At 42.8% G+C, this 13088-nt stretch carries 10 protein-coding genes; 9 read left to right on the plus strand and 1 reads right to left on the minus strand.

From position 1 onward, the window contains the following. Positions 1-82 precede the first annotated feature (82 nt). Positions 83-1438: a two-component system sensor histidine kinase RppB gene (gene rppB / locus ACR5KR_RS05245; protein ID WP_448265734.1), complete on the plus strand. Its 1356-nt coding sequence runs from the start codon at positions 83-85 to the stop codon at positions 1436-1438. A 490-nt stretch (positions 1439-1928) separates the two neighbouring features. Further along, positions 1929-2906, plus strand: a complete 978-nt coding sequence (locus ACR5KR_RS05250) for an aromatic ring-hydroxylating dioxygenase subunit alpha (RefSeq protein WP_448265735.1) — start codon at positions 1929-1931, stop codon at positions 2904-2906. Between the two features lie 507 nt (positions 2907-3413). On the opposite strand, the gene ACR5KR_RS05255 is transcribed toward ACR5KR_RS05250, so the two are convergent. After that, on the minus strand, positions 3414-4166 hold the full coding sequence (locus tag ACR5KR_RS05255) for a TspO/MBR family protein (RefSeq protein WP_448265736.1): 753 nt from the start codon (positions 4164-4166) through the stop codon (positions 3414-3416). 156 nt (positions 4167-4322) lie between these two features. Here ACR5KR_RS05255 and ACR5KR_RS05260 point away from each other — a divergent pair, with 156 nt between their 5' ends. The 7 genes from ACR5KR_RS05260 to ACR5KR_RS05290 all read left to right on the plus strand — a co-directional run bounded on the left by ACR5KR_RS05260 (position 4323) and on the right by ACR5KR_RS05290 (position 13059). Next, on the plus strand, positions 4323-4940 hold the full coding sequence (locus ACR5KR_RS05260) for a hypothetical protein (protein WP_448265737.1): 618 nt from the start codon (positions 4323-4325) through the stop codon (positions 4938-4940). Between the two features lie 417 nt (positions 4941-5357). Further along, positions 5358-7148, plus strand: a complete 1791-nt coding sequence (locus ACR5KR_RS05265; RefSeq protein WP_448265738.1) for a mechanosensitive ion channel domain-containing protein — start codon at positions 5358-5360, stop codon at positions 7146-7148. 612 nt (positions 7149-7760) lie between these two features. Beyond that, entirely contained in the window at positions 7761-8051 is a 291-nt protein-coding gene (locus ACR5KR_RS05270; RefSeq protein WP_445627463.1) for a Nif11-like leader peptide family RiPP precursor, read from the plus strand. A 234-nt stretch (positions 8052-8285) separates the two neighbouring features. Beyond that, positions 8286-8576 (plus strand): Nif11-like leader peptide family natural product precursor, encoded by a 291-nt coding sequence (locus ACR5KR_RS05275; protein WP_448265739.1) that lies wholly within the window; start codon positions 8286-8288, stop codon positions 8574-8576. Between the two features lie 415 nt (positions 8577-8991). After that, positions 8992-12300, plus strand: coding sequence for a type 2 lanthipeptide synthetase LanM family protein (locus ACR5KR_RS05280; protein ID WP_448265740.1), 3309 nt, complete (start codon positions 8992-8994; stop codon positions 12298-12300). Between the two features lie 148 nt (positions 12301-12448). Further along, on the plus strand, positions 12449-12754 hold the full coding sequence (locus ACR5KR_RS05285) for a hypothetical protein (RefSeq protein WP_448265741.1): 306 nt from the start codon (positions 12449-12451) through the stop codon (positions 12752-12754). Then, the gene (locus ACR5KR_RS05290; protein WP_448265742.1) at positions 12751-13059 is read left to right on the plus strand and encodes a type II toxin-antitoxin system VapC family toxin; all 309 of its coding nucleotides are present in this window, start codon (positions 12751-12753) and stop codon (positions 13057-13059) included. The genes ACR5KR_RS05285 and ACR5KR_RS05290 overlap by 4 nt, the downstream gene beginning before the upstream one ends. Positions 13060-13088: the final 29 nt, after the last annotated feature.

A 13088-nucleotide genomic window follows, 5' to 3' on the forward strand; every position in this document is an offset into this window, starting at 1 on the left:
GTAGCCAATATATCGGGGGATCTATTCATGCTGCTGATTTTTGCTAACTTGACAGCAATACTTTCAGCAAGGGTTTAAAAATATGGAAAGCAATCCCATTTTCCACCAAACTCGGTTGCGGCTTGCGGCTTGGTATACCCTTGTCATGGGCGGTATTTTAGGGCTATCTAGTTTGGGAGTTTATAGTGTGGTTGCCCATACCTACTATGAAACCATAGACCAGGGATTGCAATCAGTCGCAAATGCACTTCATAAAAGTATTGAACCAGCTTGGCGACAACCCGGACAATTACAACGCCTGAATAAAGAATTTTATTTAGAATTATGTGTGGCTCAGACTAATTGTTTGCCTAAAAAAACATCCATTAACAAATCAATCACAGAAGCAGCAAATCCAGTTAATTACTATATCCGTTTATTGGATCGCTCAGGAAAACTTTTTGCCAGTGGCGGCATGGAATTTAACAAGTTACCGATTGCCTCAACATTACATAATTGGCAGATATTAACAGATTACTCTGGCACTCGATACCGCGAAATCACTTTACCTTTGTATACTCAAAACCAGGTTTCGGGTTATCTACAAGTAGCGCGTAGTATCACTGATTTAGACCAACATCTTACTTATTTAAGATTAACTTTGGTATTGGGATTGCCAATTTCCATGATTTTCGTTGGTTTGTCTAGTTGGTGGTTGGCAGGAAGGGCAATGCAACCTGTATATCTTTCTTACCAACAAATGCAACAATTTACTGCTGATGCTGCCCATGAGTTTCGCACACCTTTAGCAGCAATGTACTCTACTATTGAAGCTGCTATCAAGTTACAGCAAGAACCAAAAGCCAATGATGGAATTTTAGATGTACTCAAACGTCAAAATCGGCGCTTATCACAATTAGTTGGAGATTTGCTGTTATTAACGAAGATAGACCAGAAACAACTAACAGGAGAATATCAGCCTTGCTGTTTGAATGATATCATTAGCGATTTAATTGAGGAATTAGCATTTTTGGCCGTAGAGACTCAGGTCAATCTCTCTAAGCAGGTGCAAGTCTCAGAAAAATTGTATGTGATGGGAAATGAAGATCAGCTTTATCGCTTAATTTCTAACTTAATTGTCAATGCAATTCAAGCGACATCTAGCGGTGGAAAAGTCACGGTTTTTTGGGAAAAAAGTGAGCTTTACGCCATAATTAAAGTTCAAGATACAGGAATTGGTATTGCCCCAGAACATCAACAGCGAATTTTCGATCGCTTCTACCGAGTAGATCGCGATGCCTACGGCGGACTGCGCCTACGCTCTCGCACCTCTGGCGGTTCGGGATTGGGATTAGCCATTGCGATCGCGATCGCCCAAGCACATAAAGGTAGTATTCACGTTCAAAGTCAACCTGGGCTAGGTAGTACATTTAGCGTTCGACTTCCTCTTTCACCGTGATTGATAAAATAAATGTTGCTATTTGCAAATCTGCGCTCGGCAAGGTGCGATCGCCTAAGTTTTTCCGAGCTAATTCTCGGTTGGCATATCTTTTAACGTGAGTTCGACAGACCTCTCCCTCCCGGCCTCCCTCTCCTAAAAGGCGAGGGAGGAGTAACGAGTAAGGAGGGTTTTTGATCCCCTCTCCTACCAGGAGAGGGGCTGGGGGAGAGGTCAAAATAGCACTCGTCGAACTCACGTTCTTTTAGGACTTATATCATGTTCGGTTAAACACTTATGATATTTGTAGGTTGGGGAGCCACTGCGTTGGGCGGGTTCCCCGACTTGAAGCACGTGGCGTTTGAGGAACGAAACCCAACACGCTTATCTAGATTCACTAAAATTCCCAAGTCCCTAGATTTATCTATGGAGTCAATCCAAAATCGTTCGACTGAGCGAAGTCGAAGTCCAAAATCTCAAATCCAAAATTGTCTAATCGGTGTCGATACTCATGGTGCAAGACCAGATTTTGCTGAATGATTGGCATGTAATAGCGCGATCGCAAGACCTCCAACCTGGAACAGTTCTGCACAAGCGCTTATTAGGCTCAAATATATTGCTTTGGCATAATGGGGACAAAGTTTTAGCTTGGCAAGACCTTTGCCCTCATCGTGGTGCTCGTCTTTCTCTAGGATATGTTAATAAAGAAACTCTTGTTTGTCCTTACCACGGTTTAGCCTTTAATAGCGAGGGAAAATGTGTACTAGTTCCGGCTAATCCCGAACAATCGCCCCCCGCTCAAGCTTGTGTTAAAACTTACCAAATTCAAGAGCGTTACGATCTGCTTTGGGTTTGTTTAGGGACACCAAAACAAGACATAGCTCCGTTTTCTGAGTGGTACGATCCGGCCTATCAGAAGATTTTCTGTGGCCCTTACTACTATCACTCTAGCCCTTTGCGGGTACTGGAAAATTTCATCGATCCGGCACACTTCCCAATTATGCATTCGGGATTATTTGCCCACGCCAGTCATCCTGAGTTGACGCACTATGAATTAGAGTCTCTTCCAGATGGGATTAGTTTCAAATGTGGTTTGTGGGAACTAGATTTTAATTCCGGTAATCCTCTGTCAGCACCACTGATTTTTAACACTTACGATTACCGGATTTTCCGTCCGCTAGTGGCATACTTTAAACTTGGGCCTGGAGATCGGCGTTTAAATATCTTCTATACAATTACGCCAGTTGATGAAGATGAGTGCGTGGTGCAATATTGGTTAATGGTTAACAGCGATCGCGAATTAAAAGTGGAAGTGTATCTAGATATTCAAAATCAAGTTGCTAGTCAAGATATCGCCATTGTCGAGTCCCAGCAACCCCGACGCTTACCTTTAGATTTGCAAGCAGAAGTGCATTTATCGAGCGATCGCTATTCTATAGCATACCGAAAGTGGCTCAAACAACAAGGTGTTACTTTCGGCACTATTTAGAACTGGCGATGCTTGTCATTATTTATGATTAAGAAAAAATATTTAGATAAAATTGTTTTAGAGAATGTTGAATGCGGTAATCCAAAGTCAAGTAATATTTTTGCTAATACAGTTCGGCGTAAATTAGCTACCCATTTTAAATGTCTAAAAGGATGTCTGAGAAGTATTAAATATTTCGCTTGATCCCCCCTACCCCCCTTCAAAAGGGGGGAACTGGAATCAAAGTCCCCCTTTTTAAGGGGGATTTAGGGGGATCTACAAGTCTCGAATACAACACCAAAAAGTTTTCAGACATCCTCTAAAACCCTTACAAAATGGGAATTACGAATTACGAACTTGTACTGAGCGTCTTGCCCTGACTTGTGCCGAGCGGAGTCGAGGTAGCGAAGTCGTAAAGCCTGCGGCATAGCTACGCTTCGGGCGCAGCCTCTCCAAGAGTTGGGAACCGAAGTATTACGAATTACGCAAAGCGGTACTAGCTTTGATCTCAAGGTTAATTTTAGATATTTATCGATCCAAAATTGTTAGTTTTAAAGGATACAATGGCTCAGATCCATTTAATTGCCAAATTCTAAATACCAAGACAGCAGCTACAGTTAACCACACACAAGAAAATGATAAAGTCATTCCTGCTATAGGATTAGTTTGCCAATAAATTGCCGTCACTACTACAGCAGATAACCAAGGGCCTAAAATAACTACAGGTACAGCAGCACCTAATCTCCGTTCGACAGTAAAAATCGTATTCCAAGTATCCCCTAAAGCCAGATGTACCACAAACAAAATTAAAGGCAACACTAAAAAATGGTGATTCATTTGCTGCCAAATCAATACAGAAGAAATTACCCGCAAAACAGCAATTATCATCCAAACTATGGGGAATGCTAAAGGTGGAGGAGACCATCTTGGTCTGATTACCTGGTCATAAGTCTGACGAGAACGGGTATTATCTAAAAGAGAAAAAATTCGAGAACGGATACTTAATAGAGCAAAAAATAATCCAGTCAATAAAGTGCTAAACCAACTGGGAAAAGAAGAATTATTGATGAGCATTACTAATTTTTCCATTCCCAACAACACCAGAATCATAACTAATATTTGTAGGATAGTCCCTAGTGTATAAACTAAAACTGCCTTGATATCTAGTTCTTGTGTAGTAGCTATTGATGTGTTTAGAGACTGTGCTTTATTCCCAGATTTTACCCCCATCACTGTATTCACAAACTGTTCAAATATTTTACTATTCTTGGATTTATTCATAATTAAGAAATGGCAGATAGTTGGTAATTAGTAGTAATAAGTCATTATATGATATTCTAATAGTTAAAAATAATTTGGTTAGGCTCTTTTAATATCAGAGTTTAGAAGTTCCGAATTTAATGTACAGTTTTTCGTAAGTGATGTTGAGGAAAAAACGTGGAATTTCAGAAGTTCTTGTATATTTTTACTCTAGTAAATATTGCTACGTTTGCTCTGAGTGTACCTGTATTTGCTCAAATCACACAGGCTCCCTTTAATTCTTCACAGTCAAGTTGTCGTGTAACTAAAATAAGTACTCCAGTTTTCAAAGAACCTTCAACATCATCCAACGCTATCAGAATATTGTCGCCAAAAACAAAGATTACTTTAGCATATATACCAGTTAGTGGAGATAAATTTGTCAGAATTAAATCTCCGACTTCAGGGTTTATTCAAACTGCTGTACTGAAATTTTGCCAGTCGAATAACAACGCTCAAAATATATGGAATAAACCTACTATTGGCAGTGTATGTCGGCAAATTGTACGACAGGAAACTATACGTCGCCAACCAAGTACAAGAGAACCTTTTATTACAACACTTTCGCCAAATACAGTTGTGTTTGTGAACTTGGTTACAGGTAATATAGTTAAGTCATACAAATCTGAGAATTATATTTGGGTAGAAATAGACCTTTCCAGAAGTTTCCCTGGAGAATTATCTGGTAATGGTTGGATAGTCAATACTGACTTAGCGAATACTCCGGGATTAAGCAATCTGGCTTATTGTAGTTAAGTATCCAGGCATAAATAAATTTAAAGTTTGTAGTAAGGACTTTAGTCCTGATAATCCTTGCATTGAACGATAAATCGCTCACTACAAACTAGGAGTTTATTTTATATTTAATTATGTCTACCTACTTAGTAGCTTATTTTGCTTAATATATCCACCCATATTCACCCAGCATGAGTTTCTCCATCCACTAGGGTCGTGCCTCTATGACTGAGTTTGGTTCAATGTTTTATTCCTCCTGACAAAGAGCGAAGCGATCGCTGATATCCTTGAGATTGTCTGGAGTTGTTGCTAAATCTGACTTTTCCCGTTAAGTCCGAAAACCCCTGCACAGAGAGAGGCAGGAGGCAGGAGGTTTTTTCACTTATAGGATTCAAACCCCTCCTGAGAAACTAATATTCAGTTGGGCAATAGTTCTCTATGGTTATACTCTCGTTTAATCGCTTGCAGCGTCTAACAATTCGGTTTGTGCTAATCATTGTGGTGACGATCGCAATGGTGTTTGGCTGGGGTGCGATCGCCCACAGTCAACTGCCCTCGTTACCCACCGCCGCTTCTAACAATCCGCACAAACCCCCTAAAGGCGTCACCCGTCTCGGTGAATATGAAATTGCCGACGTGAATTCACCACTAGACAAAAACCTTTTGTTTAAGGTTGTCTCTCCCACTGTTTTTAATCGCGACGAACCGCCAGAGGGAAGTCTTCCTGTGGAAGTACGTGCTGAAGAAATTACCCAACGGCTGATGCGAGCGCTCGATAGAGCCAACAAAGCCAAACAAACTCCCATAATTTCTGTTGCCACCCTGAATAACCGCCTAATCCTCCAGCTCAATGACGATCAAACGACCCATTCTTTAAGGCTGGTGACAGTGACAGAGCCAGATGCAGACTACTATGGGAAAACACTGGAGGAATTGGCCCAGGAGTGGCAAAAAATATTACAAGCAGAAGTGGAACGCATCGAGCGACTCTTCTCACCTCAGGTATTGTCTCAACGGGTTGGGCAAGCACTACAAATCAGCATCGGCTTGGTGTTGGGTAGTGTTGTGTTCTGGTTCCTGCGGCGAACTCTAATTCGCAAACAGACGGTATTGCAAGCTCGTTATCAAGAGCATATAGCTGAGGCAAAACAGTCTGCGGTCAAACGCTCTCAGGCAATCGACACCAGCGAACCAGAAGCACACACCATCACCGATGGGCGATCGCAATTTCTGGAAATCATCCAGCGACAGTTCACTCTCAAGCGCCAACTGGGGATCTATTCTTTTCTTACCTTGCTCCTGTTTTGGGCGTTTATTCTCGTATGGTACATCGGGATTGTGGTCATCATATCTCGCGTCCCCTACTTGATGAGATGGTCGACTGACGCTTTAGCCCGTCCCCTGGCGCTGCTGATTATTTGGTTTTTCATCAGTGTTGTCATTCGTATTGGCAAAAGCTTAATTGACTACATCACCGATGTCTGGACAACCCATCCCTCTCTACCCTTGAGTGAAATGCAACGGATTGCCCTGCGAGCTGCAACAGTTTCCGGGGCACTAAAAGGATTAATCACCTTTGTTTTCATTACCTTCGGTATCTTGCGGACTCTAGACATTTTTAATGTACCCACTAGTTCAATTTTGGCAGGGGGTGCTGTAATCGGTATTGCAATTTCCCTTGGTTCCCAAAGTTTGATGAAAGATTTGGTCAATGGCTGCTTGATTTTGCTGGAGGATCAATTTGCTGTGGGAGATGTGATTGAGATTGGGAATAAAAGCGGCCTGGTGGAAAATCTCAACCTGCGCGTGACTCAACTACGCAATGGCGAAGGTAAGCTAATTACCATTCCTAATAGCAATATCACTGATGTCAACAACTTAACCCGCCTTTGGTCGCGGGTAGACTTTTCGATTGTGGTGGCCTATGAAAACGACCCGAAGCAGGTTTTAGAGATTCTCAGGCAAGTATCCCAGCAATTGTATAGCGAACCAGAATGGCGCGATCGCCTACCAGAATTGCCTGAAGTGCTAGGCATTGATGACCTCTCCCACACAGGTATGTTAGTGCGCGTCTGGATTAAAACGGCAGCGATGGAACAATGGCGCGTTGGGCGAGAGTTCCGTTTACGGGTGCGGCTAGCCTTTGAAGCAAACAATATCGAGATCGGCAGACCGCAACGGATCAGTTACAACACTAATTTGGATGGATCTAGTAGTTCGCTTTCGTGACGCAAGCGGGGTAAAGGGGAAAGGGGAAAGGGGAAAGGTTTTAAATCCCAAACCCAGTACCCCCTGCCCCTTATCCTTTCTGGGGCAGGTTTTTTTGATTAGACAAATTTTTGGGATTTTAAAACCAAAACCATTGTCTGAGAACTTAAAACTACGTTCAATAATTGAGAACATTCTCAACTATTTATCGAAAGCCTAAAAGCCTGCCCTTGAAAGTGCCCCTTATCCCCTTCTTGGGACCCCACCTTCCCCTTTACCCCAAACCCTTGCGAAGCGTTTTTACTTCAAGCCCATAACTAAAGTTATGGTGTTCCCTTTCCCCTTTAACCTTTAACCTTTTCCCTGCCCGAAGGGCGTTGACTCCAAAGGGGAGGATCTACAGTAAAACCTGGACAATCAATTGTCAGGCAGAAATACACCGCGCATTTCGATGGATATCGATGTCATTCCCGAATTAATCTGTGCTGAAAAATTTTTTCGCAATCGTAACTATTTCCCCTAGTTCTCCCCTATTTCTTTCTAAATTCAAATCAGAAAAGCAGAGAACACCGCCCCAAACAAGCGCGCAATCTCTGCCGTATAAATAAGTCAATAAAAATGGAGAACAAACCTATGCTACACCAAATTAAAGAATTGCTGCAAAACGCACAATTACAACAGCAAGTAAAAGCAGCAGCTAACCAAGCAGAAGCTATCAGAGTGATAGCGATCGCGAGTGCAGAAAAAGGTTATAACTTCACAGTTGAAACTATTTCTCAAATGCTGGCAGAATTAACCTTTGTGGATTCCAACGAACTGAGTGAAGAAGAATTACTTAGTGTTAGTGGTGGAATGATGGCTGATAGTGCAGCCAAGCTATGTCATACAGCTAGCTGTGGTGGCGGACACGCAGGCTGCTGCTAAAAACGGCTTCTGTTTTTCTTTGGCATTGTAACCACCACAGGTCAGGTTGCTTCTCTAAAAGAGTTTTTTAGATTCAACATCTCCAATATTTTAATTTGGATAATTTCCATATCTAATACTGAGGTTCAATGCCCAAAGAGATACTGCATAACAGTTCCCTCTTTACTTTTTTAATCAAGAAAATGAGGGAATTCCATTAACAATTACTATCACCAACTCGGAGAAAATACAATTATGTTGTCACAAATTCAAAGCTTACTCCAAAATAGCCAACTACGCGAGAATATGCAAGCAGCAGTTACTCAAACAGAAGCCATCAAACTGTTGCTAATTGCCAGTGCAGAAAAAGGTTATACTTTCACAGCCGAAAGCATAGCTCAAATATTGGCAGAGTTGACCTTTGTGGACTCCAACGAATTGAGCGAAGAAGAATTACTCAGTGTTAGCGGCGGGATGATGGCTGAAAGTGCGCCCAAACTATGTCATACCGATTCCTGCGGTGGTGGACACGGTGGTTGCTGTTAAAAAAAGTATAGACCTCTTGGCATTTGTGCTTTTTACAAGAGGGGGGAAAGGGTAAAGGTTAAAGGGTAAAGGTTTTTTATTTTCCCTTTCCTTTTCCTCAAAATCTGACAAGTATTGAATTGCTTCTTTACTTTTTTATGAAGGTAAAGAGGAAATTTAATTCATAATTCTTACCAACTTTAACGTGAGTTCAACAAGACCTTTTTTGACCTCTCCCCCAACCCCTCTTGGACACGGAGAGGGGAGCCAAAACCGTAATTTCTCGTTGCTCCTCCCTTGACCCGTGGGAGAGGGAGGTTGGGAGGGAGAGGTTCATCGAACTCACGTAACTTTAAGAAAATATAATTCTGACTCCTACCTTCTGCCTTATCCCATTGATTCTTCTGTTTTAACTCCCACTATCAGAAATCTAGCTATGGTTCAACAAGTTGTTCGCTTATCTCAACAGAAAATATCAGACAATTTCAGGGCGATCGCAGCCAATGCTAGCTTTATCTGGGAACGCCTTGATGAAAGCAGATTTGCAATTAATGGCGATCGAGTCAACGAACAAGAAATTAACCGTCGTAGAGATCGCTGGTGCGAAGTTGCAGCAGAAGGTAAATTGGATACATTGCACAAACGCTTACAGTGGGAAGGGCTAGACCTCGATACTGTTAGTTCCAAATTGGGAACTATCGAGTTGCTTGGCGATCGACCTTTGCCTGAGTGGGCAGAAACCTTACAGCAAATCATCCAAACCGCTACAGGATTCAATTCTGCAACCGAAGTATTTCTACCAATCGATTCACAAAATCCGATCGCCTTTGAAGATATCCTTTTGCCTGCTATTTTGGTAGCCAGACAGCAATTACTGACTCGGTGCGGCAGTCAATTCACCCACGAGTCTCTTCCCTTATCGATTCTTTCCCACGAAGCTTACAGTTCTTTAGAACGCGGTCTACTGCAACGATTAGCAGGACTTTGCATAAAGACATTAGATTTTGAATTTTCTCAGGTACGTCCCTTTGGTCAAAACTTGCTCGGTTTGCTGGGGCTGGAAACAGAAAATAATAATACTCACTACATTAAGTTCGTCAATCAACTCCTAGAAGATGGAATGCTGACCTTCTTCCAGAAGTATCCAGTTCTCGGTCGGTTAGTGGCAACAGCAGTCAATTTTTGGGTTGAGTTTACTGCTGAATTTCTCGAACGTTTAGTTGCAGATAGGACAGATATTCAACGAACTTTTGATGAAGCGATCGCCCCATTTTCTCAAAACAAAGTTGCTGAAATTCAAACATCCATTTCCGATCCACATAAGCGCGGACGAACGGTGATTTTGCTCACCTTTGAGTCTGGACTTAAACTTGTTTATAAACCTAAAGATTTAGGATTAGAAGTTGTCTTTAACCAATTTTTGGATTGGTGCAATCAACACAGCAATCTTTTAGATTTAAAAGTCATTCAAGTACTGGAACGCAACGGCTACGGTTGGGTAGAACATGTTGAACAGTTGCCTTGTGTGGATGAAGCAGCTGCGAAACGATTCTATCAGCGTTCTGGGATGTTATTGTGTGTGCTTTATGCCCTCAGAGCCACAGATTGCCATTACGAAAACTTAATTGCCAATGGCGAACATCTGGTGCTGATTGATATGGAAACGTTGCTGCACCACGAACCGAATCTCATTGAAGACTCACCGCTTACCCAAGATTTAGAAACAACCGCCACACAACAATTTTGGGATTCCGTACTCCGCACCGGACTTTTACCGCGTTGGGATTTTAGTGGCGATCGCAGTGTCGCTTATGATATTAGCGGACTAGGCAGCACAGATCCCCGACTATCTCGCCGGAAAGTGCCGCGCTGGCAGAATATTAATACAGATAATATGCATCTGTCCTCTGAGTCTGTAACCTTGCCGATGGGAAAAAATGTGCCGTTTTTGGGTGAAGTTGTTCTATCTCCAAACGATTATCAGCAGCAAATCACCACTGGGTTTGAGCAAATGTATCGCTTTTTGATGGCGCACAAAGATTTCTTAATTTCACGCCAAAGTTTGCTATCTGCTATGCAAAATCAGCAGGTGCGCTTTATCTTCCGCAACACCCGCATCTATGGCATCATCCTGCAAAAAGCTTTGGCACCCGATTACCTCAAACACGGCGTAGATTACAGTATTCAACTCGATGTTCTCAGCCGTGCCTTTCTAGTTGCTCAAAATAAACCGAACGCCTTTCCTGTTTTGAGCGCGGAACTGCGAGCGATGGAACAATTGGATGTTCCCTTCTTCACGGCTAGCGCTGTGGTTGATGAACTGAGTTTAAACGGTTCATCAACCATTCCCAACTACTTCAAGCAATCCAGTTATCAAGACCTGCTCAACCAGTTACAATCTCTAGATGAAACCGACTTAGCTCGACAAGTAGCGATTATTCAAGGCTCCTTCGATGCTAAAATTGCAACCACCTCCAGCCGCCAAGGTGGGCAATGGCAAGGCGAATCGTTACCGTTGCTGAATTCGGAACAATTGATTGCCGAAGCCAAAGAAATCGCCACTCAACTGGAAACCAGAGCCATTTCTGACCCTGATGACAGCGTTAACTGGATTGGCTTAGACTTTGTGCCTCGCGCCGAACGATATCAACTGCAAGTATTAAACAATTCTCTTTGTGACGGACGCTCTGGAGTTGCCTTGTTTTTAGCTGCACTAAGTCAAGTAACTGGTGATTCCCGTTACCGCGATTTAGCATTTAGAACATTGCAATCTCTGCGTCGCCAAATCCACACCGTCGATCCCGAAACTTGGGAACGCATGGCTCGTTTCATGGGCGTTGGGGGTGCAACAGGTTTAGGGTCAATGATCTATAGCCTGGTGAAAATTAGTCAATTTCTCAACGATGCAACGCTGTTGTCAGAGGCTCAAGTATTAGCCGATTTCATGACACCAGAACTAATTGCTGCCGACGAACACTTGGATATTATGAGCGGAGCAGCAGGGGCAATTTTAGGGCTATTATCCCTGCATCAAGCCACAGGAGAAGCAACAGTTTTAGAAAAAGCGATCGCCTGTGGACAACATTTAATCAACCGTCAAGTTAGCCACAACGGTGCGCCCAAAGCTTGGCATACTTATTGGGACAAGCCCTTAACTGGCTTCTCTCATGGAGCCGCAGGTATCTCATACGCCTTGCTCAGACTTTATGCCGCCACCTCAGAGGGCAAATACTTAGAAGCAGGTTTAGCAGGAATTGAGTATGAGCGTAGCGTCTTTTGCCAGTCCACCGCCAACTGGCCTGACTTCCGCAGAATGGGACAACCAGGACAACCTGACTTTGCAAATAAGTGGTGTCATGGTGCAGCCGGCATTGGTTTGGGACGCTTAGGCAGTTTGAGAATCGTGGAAACGCCGGAAATTCAACAAGAAATTGAAATTGCTCTCCAAACTACTCAAAATTTTGGCTTACAGGCGATCGATCACTTGTGCTGTGGTAACTTCGGTCGAGCGGAAGTGCTGTTAGTCGGTGCAAAAATCTGTTCCCGTCCTGATTGGCATCAAATTGCTCACCAGAATGCAACAAATGTTGTGGCTAGAGCCAAGCGAACTGGAGCTTATCAACTGTTCCCCAACTTACCCAATTCTGTATTTAATCCTGGCTTTTTACCCGGTATATCTGGAATTGGTTATCAATTGCTGCGTTTGGCTAACAATGACTTGCCTTCAATATTATTGTGGGATTGAGCTTGTTGTTCGTACCCAAAAACCGCTTTTGACCACACCCTATTAAAGTAAACTAATAGGGTCAGAACTAGCCCTCTCAAGGTGTTGGTTGCTGATAACAGCCCAAAAGCTAGTCATCTCAAAATTTTAACGTTCTGCTGGTTTCTGTGTGACTGAGACAGTAGGATTTAGACTTGAAGTGATGGGACTGGAGGAAAGAGTGGTGACGAGAGCAATTGGTCTAGAGCAAATTATTGCCCAAAAGGTTCTTACCTTATCAAAGGAACAACAGCAGCAAGTACTTGACTTTGTAGAATTTCTGCAATTGAAATCACCAACAGTGGAGTTTAAGCATCATGATGGCACGCCAATGTCTGCTTTAGAAACAGCAGGAGACTTAATTGGCTGCGTGGATTCTGGGCCTGGGGATCTCTCGACAAACAAGGAGTACCTTAAAAGACCATTAACAGAATGAAGCAAGCGGTACTGCTAGATACAGGCCCATTAGTAGCTTTAGTCAATAGTCGAGAGCAGTTTCATAAATGGGTGAAAAATCAGTTTGGACAGATTGAACCACCTTTGTTAACTTGTGAATCGGTAGTAACAGAGGCTTGTTTTCTCTTACAGAATGTTTACGGAGGAGAAGCAGCAGTAATTTCTTTTGTGCAAAAGGGAATCATCCATCTTCCGTTTCGGCTCTCTAAAGAAGCTGCTGTTGACGAGTTGATGCAGCGTTATCAGTCAGTTCCAATGTCATTAGCGGATGCGTGTTTGGTGTAGTAGAAGCGATCGCTTCCCTTAATTCTCCC

The sequence above is a fragment of the Nostoc sp. DSM 114159 genome, assembly GCF_053470285.1.

Coding starts and splice junctions, on each gene's coding strand:
- rppB (WP_448265734.1), top strand. CDS start 83: ATGGAAAGCAATCCCATTTTCCACCAAACTCGGTTGCGGCTTGCGGCT.
- ACR5KR_RS05250 (WP_448265735.1), top strand. CDS start 1,929: ATGGTGCAAGACCAGATTTTGCTGAATGATTGGCATGTAATAGCGCGA.
- ACR5KR_RS05255 (WP_448265736.1), bottom strand. CDS start 4,166: ATGAATAAATCCAAGAATAGTAAAATATTTGAACAGTTTGTGAATACA.
- ACR5KR_RS05265 (WP_448265738.1), top strand. CDS start 5,358: ATGGTTATACTCTCGTTTAATCGCTTGCAGCGTCTAACAATTCGGTTT.
- ACR5KR_RS05270 (WP_445627463.1), top strand. CDS start 7,761: ATGCTACACCAAATTAAAGAATTGCTGCAAAACGCACAATTACAACAG.
- ACR5KR_RS05275 (WP_448265739.1), top strand. CDS start 8,286: ATGTTGTCACAAATTCAAAGCTTACTCCAAAATAGCCAACTACGCGAG.
- ACR5KR_RS05280 (WP_448265740.1), top strand. CDS start 8,992: ATGGTTCAACAAGTTGTTCGCTTATCTCAACAGAAAATATCAGACAAT.
- ACR5KR_RS05290 (WP_448265742.1), top strand. CDS start 12,751: ATGAAGCAAGCGGTACTGCTAGATACAGGCCCATTAGTAGCTTTAGTC.